Source organism: Sulfurimonas denitrificans DSM 1251, assembly GCF_000012965.1.
GTDB classification, from domain to species: domain Bacteria; phylum Campylobacterota; class Campylobacteria; order Campylobacterales; family Sulfurimonadaceae; genus Sulfurimonas; species Sulfurimonas denitrificans.
This window is the reverse complement of the sequence record NC_007575.1, coordinates 1,622,953-1,646,786: the sequence shown is the minus strand read 5'-3', so window position 1 is coordinate 1,646,786 and position 23,834 is coordinate 1,622,953. Positions and strand designations below refer to the sequence as shown.

21 protein-coding genes are annotated in these 23,834 nt (G+C 33.3%); 13 read left to right on the top strand and 8 right to left on the bottom strand.

Annotated elements, in window-relative coordinates:
- The first annotated feature begins 2 nt into the window (after positions 1 to 2).
- From lptE to SUDEN_RS08135, 11 genes are all read left to right on the top strand, one after another.
- Positions 3 to 527, top strand: a complete 525-nt coding sequence (gene lptE, locus SUDEN_RS08185; RefSeq protein WP_011373200.1) for an LPS assembly lipoprotein LptE — start codon at positions 3 to 5, stop codon at positions 525 to 527.
- 9 nt (positions 528 to 536) lie between these two features.
- The gene (locus SUDEN_RS08180; RefSeq protein ID WP_011373199.1) at positions 537 to 2,087 is read left to right on the top strand and encodes a GGDEF domain-containing protein; all 1,551 of its coding nucleotides are present in this window, start codon (positions 537 to 539) and stop codon (positions 2,085 to 2,087) included.
- Positions 2,084 to 3,232, top strand: a complete 1,149-nt coding sequence (locus SUDEN_RS08175; RefSeq protein WP_011373198.1) for a bifunctional folylpolyglutamate synthase/dihydrofolate synthase — start codon at positions 2,084 to 2,086, stop codon at positions 3,230 to 3,232. The genes SUDEN_RS08180 and SUDEN_RS08175 overlap by 4 nt, the downstream gene beginning before the upstream one ends.
- Positions 3,225 to 4,178 carry a M23 family metallopeptidase gene (locus tag SUDEN_RS08170; protein WP_011373197.1) on the top strand — a complete coding sequence of 318 codons (954 nt, stop codon included), beginning with the start codon at positions 3,225 to 3,227 and terminating at the stop codon, positions 4,176 to 4,178. Before SUDEN_RS08175 ends, SUDEN_RS08170 begins: the two co-directional genes overlap by 8 nt.
- Positions 4,178 to 4,534 (top strand): polymer-forming cytoskeletal protein, encoded by a 357-nt coding sequence (locus SUDEN_RS11215; RefSeq protein ID WP_011373196.1) that lies wholly within the window; start codon positions 4,178 to 4,180, stop codon positions 4,532 to 4,534. The genes SUDEN_RS08170 and SUDEN_RS11215 overlap by 1 nt, the downstream gene beginning before the upstream one ends.
- Before the next feature lie 19 nt (positions 4,535 to 4,553).
- On the top strand, positions 4,554 to 7,526 hold the full coding sequence (locus SUDEN_RS08160; protein WP_011373195.1) for a DEAD/DEAH box helicase: 2,973 nt from the start codon (positions 4,554 to 4,556) through the stop codon (positions 7,524 to 7,526).
- Positions 7,527 to 7,640: 114 nt separating this feature from the next.
- Positions 7,641 to 8,627 (top strand): DNA cytosine methyltransferase, encoded by a 987-nt coding sequence (locus SUDEN_RS08155; protein WP_011373194.1) that lies wholly within the window; start codon positions 7,641 to 7,643, stop codon positions 8,625 to 8,627.
- Entirely contained in the window at positions 8,624 to 9,397 is a 774-nt protein-coding gene (locus tag SUDEN_RS08150) for a DUF3883 domain-containing protein (RefSeq protein ID WP_011373193.1), read from the top strand. The genes SUDEN_RS08155 and SUDEN_RS08150 overlap by 4 nt, the downstream gene beginning before the upstream one ends.
- A gap of 141 nt (positions 9,398 to 9,538) precedes the next feature.
- Positions 9,539 to 10,561, top strand: coding sequence for a hypothetical protein (locus tag SUDEN_RS08145; protein WP_011373192.1), 1,023 nt, complete (start codon positions 9,539 to 9,541; stop codon positions 10,559 to 10,561).
- Between the two features lie 280 nt (positions 10,562 to 10,841).
- A complete protein-coding gene (ung, locus tag SUDEN_RS08140) occupies positions 10,842 to 11,513 on the top strand; it encodes a uracil-DNA glycosylase (RefSeq protein ID WP_011373191.1) in 672 nt (223 codons plus the stop codon).
- Between the two features lie 28 nt (positions 11,514 to 11,541).
- Positions 11,542 to 12,351, top strand: a complete 810-nt coding sequence (locus SUDEN_RS08135) for a TIGR00282 family metallophosphoesterase (protein WP_011373190.1) — start codon at positions 11,542 to 11,544, stop codon at positions 12,349 to 12,351.
- On the opposite strand, the gene SUDEN_RS08130 is transcribed toward SUDEN_RS08135, so the two are convergent.
- Positions 12,348 to 12,806 (bottom strand): hypothetical protein, encoded by a 459-nt coding sequence (locus SUDEN_RS08130; protein ID WP_011373189.1) that lies wholly within the window; start codon positions 12,804 to 12,806, stop codon positions 12,348 to 12,350. The two genes, SUDEN_RS08135 and SUDEN_RS08130, sit on opposite strands and share 4 nt — an antisense overlap.
- Before the next feature lie 99 nt (positions 12,807 to 12,905).
- Here SUDEN_RS08130 and SUDEN_RS08125 point away from each other — a divergent pair, with 99 nt between their 5' ends.
- Positions 12,906 to 13,580 (top strand): response regulator transcription factor, encoded by a 675-nt coding sequence (locus SUDEN_RS08125; protein ID WP_011373188.1) that lies wholly within the window; start codon positions 12,906 to 12,908, stop codon positions 13,578 to 13,580.
- Positions 13,574 to 14,968, top strand: coding sequence for an ATP-binding protein (locus tag SUDEN_RS08120; RefSeq protein ID WP_011373187.1), 1,395 nt, complete (start codon positions 13,574 to 13,576; stop codon positions 14,966 to 14,968). Before SUDEN_RS08125 ends, SUDEN_RS08120 begins: the two co-directional genes overlap by 7 nt.
- Here the strand turns inward: SUDEN_RS08120 and SUDEN_RS08115 are convergent.
- The 7 genes from SUDEN_RS08115 to SUDEN_RS08085 all read right to left on the bottom strand — a co-directional run bounded on the left by SUDEN_RS08115 (position 14,965) and on the right by SUDEN_RS08085 (position 23,820).
- Positions 14,965 to 16,596 (bottom strand): DNA polymerase III subunit gamma/tau, encoded by a 1,632-nt coding sequence (locus SUDEN_RS08115; protein WP_011373186.1) that lies wholly within the window; start codon positions 16,594 to 16,596, stop codon positions 14,965 to 14,967. The two genes, SUDEN_RS08120 and SUDEN_RS08115, sit on opposite strands and share 4 nt — an antisense overlap.
- Positions 16,597 to 16,761: 165 nt before the next feature.
- Positions 16,762 to 17,139, bottom strand: coding sequence for a response regulator (locus SUDEN_RS08110; RefSeq protein WP_011373185.1), 378 nt, complete (start codon positions 17,137 to 17,139; stop codon positions 16,762 to 16,764).
- Positions 17,136 to 19,601 carry an ATP-binding protein gene (locus SUDEN_RS08105; RefSeq protein ID WP_011373184.1) on the bottom strand — a complete coding sequence of 822 codons (2,466 nt, stop codon included), beginning with the start codon at positions 19,599 to 19,601 and terminating at the stop codon, positions 17,136 to 17,138. The genes SUDEN_RS08110 and SUDEN_RS08105 overlap by 4 nt, the downstream gene beginning before the upstream one ends.
- On the bottom strand, positions 19,602 to 20,345 hold the full coding sequence (murI, locus tag SUDEN_RS08100) for a glutamate racemase (RefSeq protein WP_011373183.1): 744 nt from the start codon (positions 20,343 to 20,345) through the stop codon (positions 19,602 to 19,604).
- A gap of 93 nt (positions 20,346 to 20,438) precedes the next feature.
- Positions 20,439 to 21,782 (bottom strand): transcription termination factor Rho, encoded by a 1,344-nt coding sequence (gene rho, locus SUDEN_RS08095; RefSeq protein ID WP_011373182.1) that lies wholly within the window; start codon positions 21,780 to 21,782, stop codon positions 20,439 to 20,441.
- Positions 21,783 to 22,397: 615 nt separating this feature from the next.
- Positions 22,398 to 23,096 (bottom strand): nitrous oxide reductase accessory protein NosL, encoded by a 699-nt coding sequence (locus SUDEN_RS08090; RefSeq protein WP_011373181.1) that lies wholly within the window; start codon positions 23,094 to 23,096, stop codon positions 22,398 to 22,400.
- Positions 23,097 to 23,259: 163 nt separating this feature from the next.
- Positions 23,260 to 23,820 carry a hypothetical protein gene (locus SUDEN_RS08085; protein ID WP_011373180.1) on the bottom strand — a complete coding sequence of 187 codons (561 nt, stop codon included), beginning with the start codon at positions 23,818 to 23,820 and terminating at the stop codon, positions 23,260 to 23,262.
- Positions 23,821 to 23,834 lie beyond the last annotated feature (14 nt).

Genomic DNA, 23,834 nt, shown 5'->3' with positions numbered 1-23,834 from the left:
TTTTGATAAATCTAGCAAATGTAAAAACTATTTTTTTTGCTTTTATACTTCTTCTTATCCTTAGTGGTTGCGGCTATACTCCAAATGCGAAATTTTCACGTGATGTTCTTGGAGAGAAGATAAGTACGAGTGTAATAATATCCGCACAAGACCCACAAAATACAGTTGTGATGAAAGATGCGGTGGATAAAGCAATTATTGAAGTGTTCCATTCATCTTTAGTTTCCCAAGATAGGTCAGACTCACATCTTGTAATAAAAATGCTAACGCCTGTATATACCCCCATAGTTTATGATGAGAATGGCTTTGTTACTGGATATAGAATGAGTGTTTTTCTAAATATCACAAAACACTCAAAAGAGTCTTCAAAAAGTTATAATACAAAAGGATTTCATGATTTTTCGGTAGCCCCAAATGCTATTGTTACAGATCAAGATAGATTTAAAGCTATTAATTTTGCTGCGCAAAGAGCTATTAAAGCATTTGTAGCAAAAGTCTCCGCAGAGGGAGCAAGGGCTAAAAAATAAGGAGTTTTTATGAATATCCAAACAATTATAAAACAGAGTATTAAAAGATTAGAGCTAGAGGGCAAACTCTTAACCCCAGATTTTTATGCGGAAGCTTTTTGTAAAGAAGCTGCTAAAGCGGGTTACAATGTTGAGGATTGTACTAAATTAGATAAATTTAAGCTGATGTTAAATAAGGATTTGCAAGAGGAGCTTAAAAAATATCACACAAAAACAATCTCCGAATTTAGCCATTTTTTAATATCAAAGCTAAATAGAACAATTCCCTCTCACTGCTCAAATTTACTAGAGTCGCAAATACAATTTACAAAAAGAGTTCTTCAAACCATTGAAGTTTTACATAACAAGGAAGCATCAGAACTCTCAATAAAATGTTTTGATTTGCTTAGCCGTGAGCCTTCTCCAGCTGAGATAGACCAGTATAGACAGTTATGGGTAAATTTTTTAACAACTTATGATGACACTTTTTTGCAAAATTTAAAACCACTTGGCGATGTAGATAGTAAAGATTTAAAAAAAACTATTGAGAATTTAAATATTCAAAACCTACCTATTGGTAAATCTGAGACGTTTGAACTATCAAAAGTCGCTTCACTTTTGGTGGCATCGCTAGTTCCATCAATTGCTTCAGATGTTAATGAGAAGATAGCTGATATTAGTCAAAAAATTCAAAAAGACCCATCTCTTTTAGAGAGCAGCACTATTGAAAATGATATAAAATCTGCAATATTTTTAAGAATTGCACTCGATAAGCAGAGTGTTAAAGAGATGATTGAGTCAATAGATGGAGTTTTAGACAAACTCTCTTTAAGATTAATAGAGATGATTGAGAGTTCTGATAGCTCGACTGTAGAGATACAAAAGATAAAAAAAGAGCTTGAGAGCTATAACGAGAGTAGCAGTAGCAGTACAAATTTTGCACATGCACATAAAAAACTCTATACGATAGCCATTGCACTAGAAGAGAACACACAAGCACTTACAAAAGATCTTAAAAAACATAGCAGTGAAGTTGGCATACTTAGTAAAAAGATAGAGCATTTAGAACAAGAGTTAGCACGCGCTAGGGAGGAGTCAAAAGAGGACTTTTTAACAAAGCTATTCAATAAACGAGCATTAGAGGAGTTTATGAATATCAAAGAGGCTGAGTTTGAAAGATATGAAAAAAACTTTACCGTTGTATTTTTTGATCTTGACCACTTTAAAGCTGTAAATGACACCTATGGACATGATGCAGGTGATGCAGTTCTTGTTGCCTTTTCAAAAATACTTAAAAAAGATGCAAGAAATGTAGATATTGTAGGAAGATATGGTGGTGAAGAGTTTGTAGCAATTCTTAGCGAAACAGATACTGATGGAGGAATAGTTTTCGCTCAAAAGATTAGAAACAAAGTAAAAAATGCTCGTTTTATGTATAAAAGTAATCGCATAGAGCTTAGTGTGAGTGCGGGTGTTAGCGAGAGGAAGATTCATGCTTCACTTCAAAGCACGATGAAAGCAGCTGATGAAGCTCTTTACAAGGCAAAAGATAACGGTAGAGATAGGGTTGAGAGTAAATGAATTTTTTAGAGTATTTAAATGCTAAGCCGCTCTATTATGATGAGATTGACTATACTCGTATGCCACGTATTTACAAGAAGATAAAAGAGTCTTTAGTAACTCCAAAAATCATACATGTAATAGGAACAAATGCGAAAGGAACAACAGGGCGGTTTTTAGCAAATGCGCTACATGCAAAGGGTTTGAGTGTTGGGCACTACTCTTCACCGCATATTTTAAAATTTAATGAAAGAGTATGGGTTGATGGCGCAAATGCAACTGACGTGGAGCTAGAAGAGGCTCATAGAGAACTTCAAAAAATATTAACAATTGAAGATGCTGCTTCTCTTAGCTACTTTGAATATACAACGCTCCTCTCTATGATAATTTTTAAAGAGTGTGAGTATGTTGTTATGGAAGCAGGGCTTGGTGGAGAACACGATGCAACTGCTGTGTTTGATAAAGTTTTAACTCTAGTTACTCCAATAGCATACGACCATGAAGCCCTTTTAGGCTCAAGCATTGAGCAGATTGCGACTACTAAGCTTAATGCAATTCAAAACAGTGCCATAATAGCTACTCAAACCTATCCTCAAGTATATAGTATCGCAGAGCAGATTGCCTCTCAAAAAGGTTTAAATATCTATATGGTTAATGACTTTATAAAAGAGTTAGATAGAGAAAAAATCAATCATATAGCAAATACTCTATCACTTATCCCATATCTAAGAGATAATTTAACCTTAAGTATAGCAGCGTTAAAGTTTTTAAAAATAGAGTATGAAACTTATGATTTTAAAAATCCTCCTCTCTTTGGAAGAGTTAGTAAAATCAGTAAAAATATCACAGTTGATGTCGGACACAATGTTTTGGCGGCACAAGGCATACTCAAGGCGTTACATGGAGATAAATATATACTTGTTTATAACAGTTACAAAGATAAAAACTATAAAGAGATTCTATCAATCTTAAAACCAATAATCTTACATGTAGAGATAATAACTATAGATGAGCAGAGAATTGAATCGATAGAGACCATTAAAAGCACTTTAAAGAACTTAAAGATAAAATATAAGACATTTAAAGAGACAAAACCTGAGTATAAATATCTTGTTTTTGGCTCTTTTAGCGTTGTTGAGAGATTTTTAAGAGAGTATCATGAATAATCATTTCACACTGACAATAAACGATGATAACGGCGTTAGACAGTTCAAGCTGCATCAGATTATAAAAAAATCAATTTTATATATTCTCTTATTTGGTGGTGCTGTTACTCTTATAGCAGTTGGAACAATTTTATATTTAAACCATGCAGTTGATGCAATAGACAAAAAACGTCAAACTATGCAAAGAGCATACATGTTACAAAAAGAGAAAACCCAACAATTAGACGATAGTATAAAACAAGCAAACTTATCTCTTGAAGAAAAAAAAATAAAACTAGATGAAGTTTCTAAAACGCTCTCGGAGATAGAGACACTAATAGGCTTAGCTCCACAAGAAGAGATGACGTTAGAGCAAAGAGCAGATATAACAAAATTAAATTCCGAACATATGGCTACTCTTATGCAGTTTATTCCAAGTGGTTTCCCTATAGAAAACAGTGGCATTACAAGTGGTTTTGGCTATAGGGTACATCCAACACTAAACACTAGAGAGTTTCATGGAGGAGTTGACTTAAGAGCAAATATAGACACTCCTGTACATGCAACGGCTGATGGAATTGTTGAGTGGTCAGGCTTCCATCAGAAAAGCGGATATGGCAACCTAATAATTCTTCAACACAATTACGGCTTTAGATCCTATTTTGGACATCTCAATAAAATTGTTGTAGAGTCAGGCAAATTTGTAAAAAAGGGTGATTTGATTGCGTATAGTGGAAATACAGGTATGAGTAGCGGACCGCACCTTCATTATGAAATCAGATTTGTTCAAAGAGCAGTTGACTCTCTTGGATTTTTAGAGTGGAATGTTAAAAACTATAAAGAGATATTCAAAAAGGAGAAACAGATACCATGGCAATCTTTAATAAACGCGACAGCACACATCAAAGTACCCAAACCGACTCAAGCACCACAATTATCACAATTGGCTCTACAATCACAGGAGTGATGAATCTAACATGTAACCTTTATGTAGATGGAGAATTTGAGGGAACAATACACTCTAGCAAAGAGGTTAATATTGGTAAAAATGGACATATAAAAGGTGATATTTTTACAACTAGATTGGTAGTACAAGGTTATATAGAAGGGAAAATTAATGCTCAAAAAGTTGAGATTAAAGCGATGGGCAGAGTAAATGGCTCTATTGAGTCCGCAGAACTAGTTATTGAAGCAAAAGGTATTTTTGAAGGTAAGAGTAGTGTAAAAAATGTATCTGAACTTCCAAAGAAACCATCATTTGATAGTAGCAAGTTATCAGAAGTTTTTGAAGATGAAAATAGAGAAGAGGTGAAAGTATCTTAGTCCTTTCTTGTATAAACTAATGTCTCAAAGCAGACTATTTAACTACTATAAAACCACAAAAAAATCAGATTTAGAGATTCTTCTTTGTGAGGATGCAAAAGAGGCACAAGAGCTAAAGAGTGTAGCTCTGTTTTTTGGAAAAGAGGTTATTGTTTTTCCAGATTTTAGAGCAACGCACGGCGATGATTTGAGAGTTTACAAAGAGGAGTTGCACCAGCTCTTTAGCTCTTTGAGAAATTATTACAGCGCTAAAGTTAAGCCATTAATTATCTCTCCGCTAAAAACGCTACTCTTTGAGATGCCCCAAGAGTCTCTGCTTAAATCAAGAGTTATAGAGTTTGGAGAAAAAATAGAGTTTAGAGCCTTTCAACAACAGATGCTCCTTTGGGGATACAACTTTGTTGATATGGTTCAAGTTGAGGGCGAAATCTCTTTTAGAGGCGATATTATCGACATATATCCGCCATCAAGCAAAATGCCACTTAGAATTTCACTCTTTGATAATGAGATAGAGCAGATAAAGTATTTTGAGCTTGAGTCTCAAAGAACGCAAAAAGAGGAGTTAGAGAGTTTTGAACTTACTCCTGCTTTTTTCTCTTTGGATGAGAGCGAGTTTGATATGTTAAATGAGAGAGTGCAAAAAAGTGAATTTGACTCTCTTGTAAAAGATATAGCATCTCTTGGTCTATGGCACCTTGATGATAGTGGTGTAAACTTTTTAGAATCAAAAAATGTAAAGCTATCAAGAGAGCTAAATGCACCTCTTATAGACGCTTACGCACTAAATAAACCAACAATTTCAAGAGAGTGTTTTAATGTAGAGGTTTTAGAAGAGAGTGATGATTTTAAAGAGATTTCTGTCTCAGATTTGCACGCATTTTTAAAAGTTCATAAAGCTAAAAAAACTACTATTATCGCCTCAAATGAGGCAGTTATAAAACAAGCTGGGCTTTTTGATGTTAGTGGATTGAAAATCCTTTACGCTCCATATATCTTAAATATCATGGGCAAAGATGAACTTGTAATTTCACTAAATAAACAAACTAAAATTAAGCGAAGAAGAAAAAGCTCTATCTTGCTTGATGACCTTAAAGTAGGCGATTATGTTGTCCATGAAGATTATGGGGTTGGTATTTTTGAGGGGATTGAGCAGACAGAGATTCTTGGCGGGGTAAAGGATTTTATAGTTATAAAGTATATCGGTGATGATAAGATTTTGCTTCCAGTGGAAAATCTCGACGCCATTGACCGCTATATCGCTTCTGGTGGGTCTGTTCCTGTTTTAGACAAGCTTGGTAAAGGAAGTTTTGGCAAACTCAAAGAGAGCGTAAAAAAACGTCTCCTTGAGATAGCAGGGCAAATCGTAAATACAGCTGCTGCGAGAGAGCTTATCACTGCGCCAAAAATAAACGTTGATGAAGATGAGCTAAGAGCGTTTCAAAAGCTCTCAGGGTTTCTTTATACAGATGATCAGAGCCAATCAATCAACGAGATAATTACCCAGATGAGCTCAGGGCACATCATGGATAGACTTCTTAGCGGAGATGTTGGTTTTGGTAAGACAGAAGTTGCGATGAATACTATCTTTGCAGCCTATAAATCAGGCTTTCAATCGGCTCTTATAGTTCCCACAACACTTCTCTCAGCACAACACTACCGCTCGCTTCATGAGAGATTTGATGCACTTGGTATAAAGTGCTCAAAACTGGATAGATTTGTAAGTGCAAAAGATAAAACGAACATCATAAAAGCACTCTCAAGTGGAGATTTGGATGTAGTTGTTGGAACTCACACTCTCTTCGATCTTGATTTTAAAAAGCTCGGCGTGGTTATTATAGATGAAGAGCATAAGTTTGGGGTAAAGCAAAAAGAGAAGATTAAAGAGCTTTATCATAATGTTCATCTTCTCTCAATGAGCGCAACTCCAATCCCGCGTTCACTAAATCAAGCACTAAGCTCCATAAAGACGATGTCACAACTACTAACTCCGCCAAGCCAAAGACAGCCAGTTAGAACATTTGTAAAAGCGTATGAAGAGAAGCTCATAAAAGAGGTGCTACTTCGTGAGATACGCAGAGGTGGACAGATATTTTATGTGCATAACTCCATAGATCATATGCCTATAAAACTAGGCGAGTTAAAAGCACTTCTGCCATCACTAAGAGTTGTTATGCTTCACTCAAAAATCTCTGCAACAGATACAGAAAAAGAACTCTTAAAGTTTGAAGCAGGGGAGTATGACTTGATGCTTGCCACTTCAATCATAGAGTCAGGCATCCACATGCCACGAGTAAATACGATTATAGTAGATGGTGCAGATAGATTTGGTATGGCAGATTTGCATCAGCTTAGAGGGCGTGTTGGACGCTCAAATGTTGAGGGCTTTGCCTACTTTATAGTTAATGACAAAGAGACGCTAACGGATGAGGCAAAAAAAAGACTTTTAGCACTTGAATCAAACTCATTTTTGGGAAGCGGTTCTGTTTTGGCTTACCATGATTTAGAGATACGTGGCGGTGGAAATCTCGTCGGAGATGCACAAAGCGGACATATAAAAAATATAGGATATTCGCTCTATCTAAGGCTTCTTGAAGATGCTATCAAACTACTAAGCAATCAAATGGAAGTTGAAAAGGCAAAAGTAGATATAAAGCTCACCATCTCAGCTTTCGTCTCAGATGAAGTTGTAAAAGAGGATAGACTCCGTATAGATATATATAGAAGACTCTCCTCTTGCATAGATAGCGTTGAGATATATGAGATACAAGAAGAGGTAATTGACAGATTTGGCGCACTTGATGCTCCAACAAAACAGTTCTTTGAGTTAATGGTTATAAAAGTATTAAGTCTCTCAAAAGGGATAAAAAGTGTTTCAAACTATGGACAAAACATAACGATTACCTACATGGATGAGAAAAAAGAGAGCATAAAATCAGACTCAAAAGATGATGATGACATCATAAAAGCGGTGCTGAAGTATTTGAGAGCGTAAGGGTTGAGGATAAGAGTTTGAGATTAAAGTATTAAAAATATTGCAAAATGCAATATTTTTAATAGAAAAATTATTATTTTTATAATATTTCTTCAATTAAACTGGAGATATACAATGACATATATTATGGGAAGAAGTTTATTTAATATGGATATCAATAAAGAAGAGAGCTTTAGAGCCATTGACCTTTTTGCTGGAATTGGTGGCATTAGACTTGGATTTGAACAAGCTTTTGGTGAAAAAATAGAATTTGTTTTTGCTTCTGAGATAGATAAATATGCTCGAGAAACTTATTATGCAAATTTTGGAGAAACTCCACATGGAGATATTACACAGATAGATGAAAAAAACATCCCTCCTTTTGATATTTTATTGGCTGGATTTCCTTGTCAAGCTTTTAGTGTGGCTGGGCATCGAAAGGGTTTTGAAGATACGAGGGGAACACTGTTTTTTGATGTTATGCGTATTGCTGCGTATCATAAACCAAAGGTTATATTTTTAGAAAATGTGAAAGGCTTAGTTGGACATGATAAAGGAAAAACTTTTAAAGTTATTTTGGAAACTTTAAAAGAATTGGGCTATTATGTAGAATATCAAATCCTAAATGCAAAAGATTATGGTGTGCCACAAAATAGGGAGAGAATTTATATTGTTGGATTTTTAGATAATGAAGTAGAGTTTGAATTTCCAAAACCGATAGAAAAATATGTAAAAGTTGGTGATATTTTGGAAGATAAAGTTGATGAAAAATATACAATTTCAGATAAACTTTGGGCAGGACATCAAAGAAGAAAAATTGAGCATAAAGCTAAAGGAAATGGTTTTGGATACTCCATGTTTAATGAAAATTCAATATATACAAGTACGATAAGTGCAAGATATTATAAAGATGGTTCAGAAATTTTGATTGAGCAAAAGAATCAAAATCCTAGAAAATTAAGTCCAAGGGAAGCTGGAAGGCTTCAAGGTTTTCCAAATAGTTTTAATATAAAAGTCAGTGATGTTCAAGCTTATAAACAATTTGGTAACAGTGTGTCAGTTCCAGTAATTGAAGCTATTTCAAAAAATATTTTTAAAATAATAAATAATACAGATTTATGAAAATAGAAAAAAATAAGCATATAAATTATGAAATCTTAAATTTAATAGGTTATGGGCTTTCAAAATTTAATGATGATTTTATAAAAGAATTTGGATTTACAACAAAAACAGCTTTTTATGAATATTGTGTAATTCATAATATTGCCCAAACAGTTGGAACTGTAAAAAATCGGATGGATTTATTTGACCATTTTTTTCCAAATAATGGAAGAAAAGGTTGGTGGCAAAAAGGCGATGCATATATTCATCGAAAATTTTTAATAGATAATTTATTTGGGCTTGAAAATGTCAAAGGATATGCCAATATTGTAAAACTTTATATGAAAGAAAATTATGCAGTTGAAGATATTTCAATCAGTGTTAAACCAATAGTAAAATCAAGATTTAAAAAACTTCAAGAGACTGGTTTGGAAGCAGAAATTTATTTCATAAATAATTTTAATGCAATTACTATGTTTAATACAGGAAGTTTAGAAGATGCACGATTGTTTGGAGATGGGTATGATTTTCAAGTAAATGTAAATAATTCTACTTATTTAGCGGAAGTAAAAGGTATTCGAGAGAAAAAAGGAAAATTTAGGCTTACAGAAAATGAATATATAAAAGCACTTGAGTATCAAAATGATTACATTGTAACACTCGTGTTAAATATGAATGATTTACCTACTTTTTTAACTATTGAAAATCCAATCAGAAATTTGAAATTTGAAGAAAGAATCATAAACCCAAAAGTAATGAAAGAATATCACTTAGTTGGTGATATATGCTAACAAAAGAGTATAAAATAAATTATCTTGAGAATTTTCTATGGGATGAAAATAATCCAATGAAACATGAACACGAAGATGGCTTAGAAAACATAATAGAAAACTATTTATAAAATACTCAATGCTAAGTAAGGAAAAAAAATAATGGGAATTGAAAAATTAAAAATACAAAAGAATCAATTTGATATAAACTTAAAATTTTATTTTATTTTGAAATATCTTTTAAAAGCTGGTTTAAACGAAAAAGATATAAAAAAAATAATAGAAATTTATTCTTTAAATAAAGGGTTGTTTTTTAAAAATGCTTTGCTGAGTAGTATGAATGATTTATATGGGACATCCAAATCTGGTTTAAAAAAGAAAGATTTTTTAACAGATATCTTGGATCTATTTGAAACAGATTTGGATAGTGAACTTTTTATATTTGGACTTAAGCTAATTGCTATAAAGCCACTTTTACTACAAGAAGCTAAAACAAGGGATTTGCTAGATACTTCAAAACTGCCAACACTAAATCCTTTATCTCTTGCGTATGACAAAATAACCTTGTTTAGCCCTTATTCTACAAGAGTTAGTGGAGCTTTACTCTCTTTAATATTTTTTGATAAATTAGAAAATCAAGATACTGTTTTTATATCAAGTGATACAACGGAATTTTTAAAAGAGTTATCAAAAGATGCTATTGCACTAAAAAAGATTGGGGTAGAACCGAACCAAATTTTTATGCTCATGTTTAGTGAAAGTATAAATCAATCTATTATAAGTGATAGTGGTTCAAATTATGAAGATAGAATTTTATCTGTGCTAATGGTAATTGGAATAGATAAAGATAAAATATTAAAAATACATGATAAAGATGATATCTCAACAGAATTTGATTTTTTCTTTGAGCTTGATGGCAAAACATATGGAATTGGAGCCAAAAGAACTTTAAGAGAACGATATAAGCAGTTTATAAAAACAGCTCAAATGACAAAAATAGATATAATGATTGAGATAACTTTAGGGATTGATTTAACGGAAGAAAAAGTAAAAGCTATACGAAACCATAATGTGTTTTTGTTTATCTCAGATGAGATTTATAGTTCTAATAAATATTTGCAAAATATAAGTGGTGTTTACAGTTCAAAAGATTTAACGCTTCAAACATTAAAAACTTTGTTGTAAAGAAATATCAAAAATAAAAAATAACAAGTTAAAAGTACTACCCATGTTAGATGAAGATAAGCGACTTAAAGAGTATAAATTTTGGAATAGCTTAAATAAAGAAGAGTATCTCAAAAAAGCCTAGATAAGTCTTTATGGTACAAAAGCTTATAGTATTAATGAATTGGATGCCAGACTTGAAAAAATTTTGTATGAAGATAGAATTAGGATTTTTGCGATAACAAAAGATGAAGAGTTTAAAGCCTAATGAGAAATATTTAGATTTTACAACGGAGTAAAGATGATTGATCTTAAGATAGAGAGTAGCTGGAGAGAGGTTCTCTTAGATGAGTTTCAAAAGCCATATTTTAACTCGTTAAAAGAGTTTTTAGTTGGGGAGAAACAAAAATACACTCTATATCCTCACAGCTCAAATATTTTTGCTGCATTTGAGAGCACACCATTTGAGAGCGTAAAGGTTGTGATTTTAGGACAAGACCCATACCATGGGGTAAATCAAGCTCATGGACTTGCCTTTTCGGTAAATGATGGAGTGCCACCTCCGCCATCTTTGTGCAATATTTTTAAAGAGCTTCATGATGATATTGGGTGCGAAATACCTAAAAGTGGAAATTTAATGAGCTGGGCAAAAGAGGGTGTTTTTTTACTAAATACAGTGCTAAGCGTCAGAGCAAGTGAGGCAAATTCACACAAAAACAGAGGCTGGGAGGTATTTACCGATACTGTTATCAGACTACTTAGCGAGAAAAAAGAGAATCTGGTTTTTATACTTTGGGGTGCACCAGCAGGAGCAAAAGCATCTTTGATTGATGAGAAAAAACATCTCATCTTAAAAGCTCCGCACCCATCACCTCTATCATCATACAGAGGATTTTTTGGCTCAAAACCATTTTCAAAAACAGATGAGTATCTTATATCTAAGGGACTAAAACCAGTAGAGTGGTGTATCTGAAATAAAAGAAAAAAAAAGGAAAGCAAATTTGAGAGTAGCATTTATAGGCGATATAGTTGGAAGCCATGGAAGAGAGATGTTAAAGATACATCTAAAAAATCTAAGAAAAGAGCATGAGATAGATTTTGTAATTGCAAACTATGAAAATGCTTCTCATGGATTTGGGCTAACTGTAAAAAACGCAAATGAGATAGTTGGTTATGGGGTTGATTGTATGAGCGGCGGAAATCATACTTGGGATAAAAAAGAGATAACAGCGCTTTTTGATACTCATGAGATTTTAAGACCGCATAACTATCCTAGTGATGTTGGTGGAACGGGGTGCAAAGTATATGAAGTTGCAGAAGAGAAGTTAGGTGTCCTAAACCTTATGGGACACTACTCTATGCCATATACCGACAACGCTTTTCGATGTGCAACAAGTACAGTTGAATCACTGCGCTCAGAGGGTGTTAAAAATATCTTTGTAGATTTTCATGCCGAGGCAACTAGTGAAAAAAGAGCTATGATGATGTTGCTTCAAGGAAGTGTTAGTGCTATCATAGGAACTCATACACATGTAAGTACGGATGACTTTCAAATAGCAAATAACACCGCCTATCTAACAGATATAGGACTATCAGGGTGTAGAGACAATGTCATAGGAATGGATGAGGCTTCGCCTCTAAAGCAGTTTTTAACTGGCGTTAAAGGGCATTTTGATATTCCAAAAAAGTGTAAAAAAATTCTTCAAATTGCTATTATGGATTTTAGTGATGGAAAGTGTGAGAGTGCTTTTAAATTAAAGATATTTGATGATGGGCGAGTTATAAGAACAGATGCGTGGATAGAGGTTTAAGCTGCAGTTATGCGGTAGTAGTTGTCGTTTGAGATATATGTGTTTATCATGGAGTGTCTTAAACTCTTCTCTTTTGCTTTTTGTTCTTTAGGAGGTAGATTTTCATCTATTGTTGGAGTTTGGCTCAAAGAGATGGATGGTTTTTTTGCTAAAGAGAACATTTTAGAGTTCTCATCGTAAGCTACTTTTGCGTTATTTAGTGTACTAAGTTGTTTTAATTTATATTCGCTTTGGCTGGTTAATTGTTCTTGAAGTTTTTGATGGTTGTGAAATGATTTATAGTTTGACACATAGTTAATAGGAAGATTTTTATCAATATATGGTTTTACTATATTTAAGTCTGAGAGGCTTTTGCTAAAACTCTCTGATTTTTCTTTATCGTCACCTTTTTTAAAATCACCATTTTTGTTTATGTTAGTTGTATGAACATAAGTATTGAATGATGACACAAACATAAAGAGCCTCCAAAGTATTTGACTACATTATAGCTTGTATGTAATAAAAAAGAAATTCTTTTTTGATACAATAGTTAAAAATATACCTAAGGGAAGTTTATGAGTGCCAAGATTGTGGTTGTAGAGGATGAAGAGGATATTTTAGAACTTATAGAGTACAACTTGGCAAAAGAGGGGTATGAGGTTATCGGTTTTTTAAATACAAAAAATCTTCAACAACTTCTCTATGAAGAGAGGATTGACCTTCTTTTGATGGATAGAAACTTACCAAATGTCGAGGGGAGTGAATTTATATCTTTACTAAGAGAAAAAGGGTTTACTACACCTGTTATTTATCTAAGCGCGAAGAGCCTTGATTCTGAGATAGAAGAGGGATTTTTAAGAGGTGGTGATGATTATATTACTAAACCTTTTAACATGAGAGAACTACTTCTTCGCATAAAAGCTCTACTTAGAAGAACAACAAGAAATGTAGAAGATACAATCCTCTCTCATAGAGATTTAGTGCTTGAGAATAGAGAAAGAACTCTTAAAATTGATGGTAAAAATGTAGATATAACAAAGTTAGAGTTTGAGCTCCTAAGTGAATTTATTTTTAATAAAAACATTGTTTTAGATCGTGAGTATCTGCTAGAGCATGTATGGGATGGCGCAGAGGATTATCAATATCAGACTGTAAATGTTGCAATAAATCGCCTAAAAGAGAAGATAGATCCAGATAAAACAAAAGAGTACATACAAGCAGTACGTGGTGTGGGTTATAAATTGTGCTAAAAATACATCAAATTTTTATAATTAAGTTTTTACTTCTTCTTGCAGGTACACTTTTTATCACTTCTCTTATCAGTTACTTAGCTCTTAAGAGCAGTATAATTGAGCATAATAAAAATCATCTAAAACATGCCATAGAAATTTTAGATATAGAACTGAGTAAGATTGATAATCTTGATAAATATGTATCAGATATTCATAAAAAAACTTCTCTGCGTGCAACTATAATAGATGACAAAGGAGCTGTTTTAGCAGAGTCAAATGCCAATAGAACAGATATGGACAATCATGCCCAGAGATTTGAAATTATACAATCAAGTACAAAAGAGTATGCTTACACCATAAGATACTCAAATACAGTTGGAGCGGATTTTTTATATGTTGCAAAAAAAATTGTATATAAAAACAGAGAAGTTTACATAAGACTCTCCATGAGCTTAGCTCAAATAATGGAAGATTTTTACTCTTTATGGATAAAACTTCTTTTTGTGTTTTTGTCTATTTTAGTCATAGCACTTTTTGTGTCTCGAAAAATGAGCAAAAAGGTTGTGTACGATATAGAGCAGATTACAAACTATCTTGATGAAATTTCAAATAAGAACTACAAAGCAATCATAAAGACAAAATATTTTTATGAGTTTTTGCAAATATCACTGCTTCTTAAAAATCTCGTTAAAAAACTGAGTAAAAATGAGAAGAAAAAATCAAAATACATGGCAAAATTGAGACTTATTAATAGACAGAAAAATGATATTTTATCAGCCATTTCACATGAGTTTAAAAATCCAATAGCTTCAATAATGGGGTACGCTCAAACAATTCAAGATGACAATAACATGTCAAAGAGTGTACGTGATAAATTTTTGGACAAAATTAGCTCAAATGGTGAAAAAATTTCAAAAATGTTAGATCGACTTACTCTATCAGTAAAGCTTGAAAATGAAGAGCTTGAGATACATAAGAGCGAGTTTAACCTAAAAATTTTATGTGATGAGGTAGCATCAAGCTTAGAATTAAAATATAAAGATAGACAAATCTCATTGCATGTAGATAGTTTAACTCTCTTTAGTGATAAAACTATGTTGGAGTTAGTAGTTGTTAATCTTGTTGATAATGCTCTAAAATACTCAAGCTCTGATGTTTTAATAGAGTTTAAAGATGGCAAGCTTTTAGTAAAAGATAGTGGTGTCGGGATAAAAGAGGACGAACTTCAAAATGTTACAAAGAAGTTTTATAGGGTAGATAAAAATAGTTGGAATAATTCGATGGGATTGGGGCTTACAATGGTTGATTATGTTCTAAAATTTTTAGGTTCATCTCTTGAGATAGAGTCAAAGTTTGGGCATGGCTCAACATTTGGTTTTAGTGTTGAGAAAATGTTGAAGAGTTAGACTTTAGACTGGATTGTTATTTTTTTAGCCTCAAATAGCTCTATAGCTTTTTGAACCATTGGCTCATCTTTTATATCTGCACCGTTTATTTCACGTGAAGAGTCTGAACTTTGGCAGTTTGTTACGCAGCTTGCACTTCCACCAAACTCTGCTTCTTCAATCATAGAAGAGGGTTCATCTATCTTAGCCTCTGTGAGAGGTGTCTCTGGCTCTACATGTAAAGTACTTTCTTCTTTTGTACAAGCTTCATGTCTGATTTTTGTCTCAAACCCAAATATCTCTCGCACCAGCTGTTTGATAACTCCATAACCATGAGTTAGTACTTTTTTGCACTCTTCATCAGCGCAACTCTCCCATGTGAGCGTTATACCATCGTAAGAGATAAATGAGATGCTTTTAGCAAAACACTCTCCGAGTTCAAAATTTCTATCTTTTATTTTTAAGAGCAACTCATCAAACTCTACACTTTGAGAGAGGTTAGGGACGCTTTTTACTATATTTTGAACAGTCGTATTTAGCGGTAAATTCTCTGTAGGAGAGCATGAAATAGCAGGTCTATATATCTCTTTTTGAAGCGACTCTATCATCTGGTCAACCTCTTTTATGCGAAGAGCCTCAACCATTTTAAAAAATATTAAAGAGAGTACAAAAGAGCCATCGGCGTTTATGCTAAAGAGATATTTCGCATCGCTTAGTATTCTAAAAAATCTATCAAGTACAAGTGTTGAGTAAAGAGCATCAGAGGCGTACATACGCTCTTTTAAAAATGCAATTAACTCATCTAGTACCATCTGCGCTTCATAATCTTCAAGGCTCTTTACATGTTGTATAAGTTTTGCATAATCTTTTGCAAAAACCGCATTAAATAGCTCTTGCAAAAATTTTGGATCAACGAGTCCTAGCATATCTGTAACAGTGCGAACATCGACATAGTTTTTGGAGTAGATGATGGCTTGATCTAAAAGTGTCAGTGTATCTCTAAGGCTTCCGCTTCCGCTTCTTGCGATTATATCAAGAGCTTCACTCTCATATTTTATCCCCTCTAAATTAAGGATGTGAGAGAGGTGATCTGCTATCTTGTTTGTTGCGATAGATTTAAATCTAAAGTGTTGTGTACGGCTAAGTATGGTGGCAGGGAGTTTGAGTGGATCTGTAGTTGCTAAAATAAACTTCACATAAGATGGTGGTTCTTCAAGTGTTTTTAGCAGAGCATTAAATGCCTCTTTTGTTAACATGTGAACTTCATCTATGATAAAAATTTTAAATCTTGCAGTCGCTGGTTTATACTTTGTCTGCTCTATCAAATCTCTGATATCATCAATCTTTCTTGAAGATGCACCATCCATCTCTACAATGTCTATATGGCGATTCTCAAGAGCTAAAATGCAGTTTTGACAAACTCCACATGGCTTATGTGAGATACCTTTTTCACAAATAAGAGCTTTTGAAAAGATACGTGCAGTAGAGGTTTTTCCACTTCCACGGAGTCCTGAGAAGAGATAAGCGTGAGAGAGTCTGTTCGCATCAAGTGCTAGTGAGAGAGTTTGAGAGATACTCTCTTGACCGATAAGTTCATCAAAATTAATCGGTCTATATTTTCTAGCTAACACTTCTGAACTCTCTCTCATATAAACGCTCCATTTTAGATGAGAGATTTTAACATTTTAAGGGTTAAACTTTACTCATAAGAGAGGGTAGATAAATATTTACAAGTGAGAAGTATGTTATGGATTGTAACTGAGATAAAGTTTAAAATTTGTTTATATGTAAGAAAATAACTTTGTTAATTAACGCTACTGTTTTGTGGCTAACTCTGGAAAAACTTTATATATAGCTTGTTGAACATTCTCTAGCGTAATTGGTTTTAGCACATAACCTTTTGCTCCGCTTGAGATAGCCTCCATAACTAATCTCTCTTCTCCGTGAGAAGTTATCATTATCACTTTTGCGTCACTGAATTTACTTTTAATAGCCTTTAGAGAGTCTATTCCATTCATAATAGGCATGGTAATATCCATAGTTACTAAATCAGGTCTTAGCTCTTCATACAACTTTATAGCTTCTCTACCATCTTTTGCAACACCAACTACTTTATACCCCATTTTTTCTATGTGGTCTGAGAATATCTTTCTTATTATTGATGAATCGTCAACTATCAAGATATCTATCATGGTTTTTCCTTTTCAAATACTATATATACTATTTTGCCAGATGATGTCTCAATCTCTTGAATAAATTTATTTTTAGCATCTTTGAGTGCTTTTGTTAAATCAGTATTATCAAGATATAGAGGAGGAGTCATCTTCACATCTTTCAAGCTTTTATCAAAATATTGCAAAGAGAGACCTACTATCGTGTTTAAAACTTCGCTTGGAAGCTCTTTACTCATCCACGCTATGTCTGTTTTATCAAAATTTTTAGGTATTAAAGCAGAGCTCATAAACTCTATAATCTCATCTGAAAACAACATGATGACATTTCCATCAAAAGTATCATAAAGATCTATCTGAGCGTAGCTCTTATCTATTGACACATCTGTAATTTGCTTAATACTCTTAATCTCTAGTTTTAAGGAATTTTTTAAAAAAACTTCTATTTGCGTTAAAATATTATCACAAATATTTTCAATTTTTTTCTCATTTGAGATATCTTCATCTCTATTTATATTTAAAGGAATATAAAAAGTGAAAGTGACACCAGATTGAGGGATATTTTCAATAGTGTATTTAGCATCTAATTTTTCAAGATTTTCTTTAATGACACCCATTCCAATGCCAACGCCTGAAACCATTGATATATCTTCTTTTGTACTTAACTTATCTGTGAAAATAAGTTTGCACTTATCCTCTTGGCTCATAAGTTCAAGCTCTTCTTTAGTTTTTAAAGCTTTATTTATGGCGGTTAATGACAGCTCTTTGGTGTCAATACCACCTCCATCATCACTGATCTGTATGATTAACATGTTAGACACTATCTCAAAACTACACTTGATGGTTCCAACTTCATCTTTATTAAGCATAGCTCTGGTTTCAATATCTTCTATACCATGATCAGCGCAGTTATTAAAGAGATGCACTAATGATTTTATAAAAGGCTTGAATTTTGAATCTATTTTTATCTTCTCATCGCCTTTGATTTCTAAAGGGTATATCTCTTTTTCGAGTGCAGAAGATAGCTGTTTTATATGCGAGACAAAAGGATTTAGCATATGTTTAAGAGACTCATGTTTCAATCTTTGAACTTTAGTAAGAGTATTATTTAAGTTTTTCTGCTCATTTGCGCTTAGAGTTTTTTTTAGTGCTATTAAACTTGATTCTATATCATCTATGGAGTCTATATCCACATTTATTGACTTAGGTGATGTTAGGAAACCATCTCCTAAGATAGATCTTATGATAGTTAAATCTTCTTCAAAGACACTATGCAAATCTGCTTTGATTAGAGTAGATATGATATCTTCACCTGCGCAAAGATTGCGTATTTTTTTCTCCACTTCTAAAATATAAGCAGTAATATGAAGCATCTCTTTTTGTGCAAAAATGCCCTTAAAAGTATGTAACTCTCGTAAAATATCTCTTATTATAGTAAGTGAGTTGGTGTTGGATACATTTGAGATATTGTTTGTAAATTGTTCAAAGTCATCTTTTAGCTCAATAAAATCATTTTTATCAGATGCAATAGCTACTATCATTTTTTGTATTTGGTACTGATTTTCAAGCTTGGATGTTAAACCTTTTGTATTTGTGATATCACTAAGGATTACCATGTATCTATTTTTTTTAAGATTTTTATACTCTATTTTTATTGATTTATCCCCAATTATCTCCTCTTTTGGAAGTAGTGATAAAAACATCTCTTTAATATCTTCATCCTCTGAAGCGCACGCTCTTGAGATACCATCAATAAAAATCTCTCCATTTAGAGAATTTCCAGAAAAAAGTAAATTAGATATATCTAGCCCCTCGATATCTTCTATGCCAAATATTCTTTTACACTCTTGTGAATAACTGCTTTGACACTTTAGATTTTCATCAAATGACAAAAAGCCTTGCCCCGCATTGTCTAGTAAATCATGAACTTGCTTTTTTAGTTTAATCTCTTCTTTTAAAATACTAAACTGTTTATATCCATTTAATAAGATAAAAAATAGAAATACAACCACTAAGAGTACACTTAAATAAAATATATTTTGACCATTTAACAAAAATACGACAATAAGACCTACCATTTGAATGGTTACAAATAGCACAAAAATATGAAATATGCTCACAAGAGATATCATAGAAGCCGCAGCAACAGATGCTACAATCATGCCAGCTAAGAGCAGGTAGATATCATCTCCATAGGTGAAACTCATCCATGCAAAGAGTGCATATAAAACAGAAGAAAAAGAGATAAGAGATGAGTAAACATATAGATGAGAGGATATTTTTTTTCTAAAAATTATCCTAGCTAGAAATACAGATACATGTAAAGCAAACCAAATATAGAGCTGTGCAGCTGGAATAATGTTGTTAAAGGAGAATACAATTATTAAAGGAACAAGAATATTGCCAGTTATCGCTCCAGATACATTACCTTTTGAAAATTTACTTATTAGCTCTGAAGGGTAATGAATCAGGCAATTTTTCATTTAAATATTTAGCCACTTTTTTGATATGTTTTTTAGAGCTTCTGGACTTTCTGATGCAAAAAATTCTAGTTTTGTCTCTTTGTATTTTTTGCTAAATTCAAACCTTTTTTCCAAGTATTCCACTATTGCATCACCTGAGTGTATTAGTATGCTCTCTTTAGAGAAGTAGCTTTGAAGAGCATCTGAGATTAGAGGAAAGTGAGTACAACCAAGGATAATTGCATCAGGTTTTTGAATCTCTTTAAAATAGTGCTTCATAGTTGCATCCAAGATTTCACCACTATAAATCTCCTCTTCTACTATTGGTACAAAAAGACCAGTAGCTTTTGCTTGTAAATTTTTAAAGCCCTCGGCATTTAAGCCTATTTCATAAGCTTTTGAGTTAATGGTAGCTTTTGTTCCAAGGATTAATATATTAGAGTTTTTATCTTTTAGGGCATTAGCCGTCGCTAAGATACCAGCTTCAACAACGCCAATTACAGGGCAAGATGAAGCTTCCCTCATCTCGCTTAGTGCGTGAGCACTCACAGTATTACATGCAACTATAATGAGGTCAAGTTCAAAGTTTTTAAAAAACTCAACAGCCTCTATAGCGTAACGTATGATAGTTGATTTATCTTTTATACCATAAGGCACACGAGCTGTATCACCAAAGTAGATAATCTCTTCAAAGAGCTTATTCTCAAGAAGAGATTTTACAACTGTAAGTCCGCCAATTCCGCTGTCAAATACGCCAACTCGCATATTATTCTCCTTTGTCAAGGAAGTAAATTCCTTGGCAAATTTCTCTTCTTAAAGCTATGCCTAATGGCGAGAATGAATTTAAACAATTCATAGCTATTGGTTAGTATTCATACTTTCTAAAAATTCTTCATTTGTAGGTTTTTTACCCATTGTTGTGTAAACAAATTTGAGTGCTTCTATCTCATTGTCTTGTTTGTGAATCATTTGACGTAGAATAAATACTTTTTGTAGAACTTCAGGACCTATTAGAAGTTCATCTTTTCTCGTTCCAGATTTTAATATATCAATAGCTGGGAAGATTCTTCTATCGGCAATTTTACGGTCAAGAATTACCTCAGAGTTACCAGTACCTTTGAACTCTTCAAAGATAACTTCATCCATTCTGCTTCCTGTATCAACAAGTGCAGTTGCGATGATAGTTAAACTTCCACCATTTTCTATATTACGAGCAGCTCCAAAAAATCTCTTTGGTTTATGAAGAGCATTTGCATCAACACCACCGCTTAAGACTTTTCCGCTTGATGGAGTAACTGTGTTGTAAGCACGTGCAAGACGAGTGATAGAGTCAAGTAAAATCACAACGTTTTTACCTAGCTCAACGCGTCTTTTTGCTTTTTCTATAACCATTTCAGCCACTTTTACATGGTTTTTTGCAGGCATATCAAAAGTAGAGCTATAAACTTCACCCTTAACACTTCTCTCCATGTCAGTTACCTCTTCAGGTCTCTCATCAACAAGTAAAACCATCAAATCTATCTCTGGATGATTATGCGTGATACCATGAGCAATCTCTTTTAAAAGCTCTGTTTTACCACTTCTTGGAGGTGCAACGATAAGTCCACGCTGACCCTTTCCAATAGGAGCAAAAAGGTCCATCATACGGCCAGTTAGACCTTTTTCTCTATATTCTAGTTTGATTTGTTCTGTTGCATAAAGTGGAGTGAGGTTTTCAAAGAGAGGTCTTTTTTTACTCTCTTCAGGAGGAAGGCCATTAACGGCTTCTATCTTAATAAGTGCGTAGTACCTCTCTTGCTCTTTAGGAGGTCTAACTTGCCCTGTGACAACATCTCCGTTACGCAGAGCAAAGCGTTTGATTTGCGTATTTGATACATAGGCATCGTTTATACTCTCATCAAAACTCTTGTCAATAGAGCGGATAAAACCATAACCATCTTGCATAATCTCTAAAATACCGCTAAAGAGGATAAATCCGCCTTGTTCTGTTTGTGCTTTTAATATCTCAAAGATGAGGTCTTGGCGTTTTAGCTCATTTGGTTGTTCTATGTTTAGTTCAACAGCCATAGCTGTTAAATCTTCAATACTCTTGATGCGAAGATCTTCAACACTTACACCTTTTACTGGTTTGTGTGTTCTTGTCTTTGCGCTGCTTTTGTTGTTAATGCTTTTGCGAGGCTGCTGTGAATCGATTTCGCTCATAAAATGGCTACCTTAGTTTTTTAGATTTTGCACTGCGGGATATTTTTCTATAGTGCATTGGGAAAGTGTGTTTCAAATATTTTGATGACGCAATTTTACACTAATAAAAGTTCTATTGTCAAGTGCATATAGTCTCATTTAAATTTTTTTGTAGCTGATTTTGAATTTACAAGTTACATGTAGTTTATTTGTTGATTCTATTCTAGTGAAATCTTTCGTCTGCTCTGTATCTAGGCTTGTTTTGGGCAAATAACAAGAGATTAAAGAGAGGAGAGCTTTTTTTATCATTGCATACAAAACATTAAAAAATTTCACTAGATTTTTGAGGCGCAAACGCCTCAAAAGATAGCAAAGTTAATAATTTGCTATCTTTTGAAGAGTTATTTAACTATCTTTTATTCTTTATGTCTTTATTGATATAACGAATAATAAGCTAATAATTCTTAAAAATACTTTAATTGTAGTAAAAATTGAAGCATATAGTTTTTTATTGAATTTTTCAGATTTTTAGAGAGCTTTTCAAAGAGCTCACCATTAGTGAACTCTTTAGTTAAAGTTTGCAGTTCATAGGTGCAAACTGTTTGCGTTTTACTTCTAAAGTCAGGTTGTAAATATCTATCTTTGGTGTAAGTAAATTCCGACTGCTTGGAGTTGTACACCCTTCATCTCTTCACAAAGGTTCTCCGACATTATAAAAGCTTTAGCCTCTGCTGTTGAGCTAAATTTTTTATCTGTTTTTTTGCACATTTTATTATATAACATCTCGCCATTTTTAGCCATGTCAGCTTGTTTTTGAGCTATCATTTTCATCTCACCCTCAAGAGCCATAGATGCAACTTTATAAGTTTGTTCAAAATTCATGAGCTCTCCGCCAAACTCAGATATAAACGCTTTTGCATCCTCTGCTTTTTCAAACGCATATTTACTCACCATGCTCATAGTACCTTTTTTGCTACTTCCAACTACATAGTGAGCGCTTTTTGCATCTATAAATTTTAGACTCTTAGTATCTACAACTTTGATATCTTTTAGAGAGTTGTTATTTTCTGCGTTTGTCTCAACTAAACAGTGAAGTGAGCAATACTGCTCTGTATGATCACCATGTGTTGCCGCATGATTTGTTTTGTAAAACATAGGAAGTGTCATACCACATGTAGGGCAATACATCTTGGTTTCGCCATTTTGAAGAATTGTAGCCTTTTGCATCGGCACACTTTGAAACATCTCCATCTCTTTATTTTGAGGTTTTTCCTCACTCGTAGCTCCGAACAACATAGTGCCAAGCACTAAAAAACTCATAATAAACTTACTCATTTTTATATCTCCTATTCTTATGATATGTATAATCTTACAAAATAATTGTTAAGTAAGTGTTAAGTTTTAAAAGGAGTAGTGCTCTTATATAAAAAGTATTGTTACTTAAACTAAAGAGCATAAAAGAAATTTTAATGAATAAAGTGTAGGGATTTTTACTCTCTTAAGCGTATATTTTTTTATTGAACTCATTAAACTCTTGGAGCGTTTTTTCTAAAAGATTTTTTGCATTTTCAAAAATCTTCTCCATCATCTCATTAGCATCTGCTGTTTGTGAATCTTGTGGTAGTTTTAATTTTTGTAGGGAGTTGTCAAACATCTCTACTATATTTGTTTTGATGTAGTTTTTACTGTTTTCATCTCTTGCTTTATTTGGCTCAAATATAGAGGCTATATCATGTGCCAACTTTGTAACAGGAGAAGAGGGCGCTTCAGCGCTTAACTCCTCTAAAAAGCTATCTATGTAAGGTTGAGCTATTTTCATAAAAGCTTCAATCTCCTTTTTGTCCTGCTCATCTATGCCGTTAGATTTTATAGAGTAGTTAAAAGATTGCATTGAAGAGAAACTAAGCTCATCTTTTGAGCCTTGCGAATTTTTTTGAGAGTTCATGGAGAATGAACTCTCATTTGCAAAATCCATCTTTATGACATCGCCACTAGATGTTTTCATCGATATATTTAAATCATGAGATTTGTAAGCGTTAAGTGAGTATGAAGTGTTCATATAAAACTCCTAAA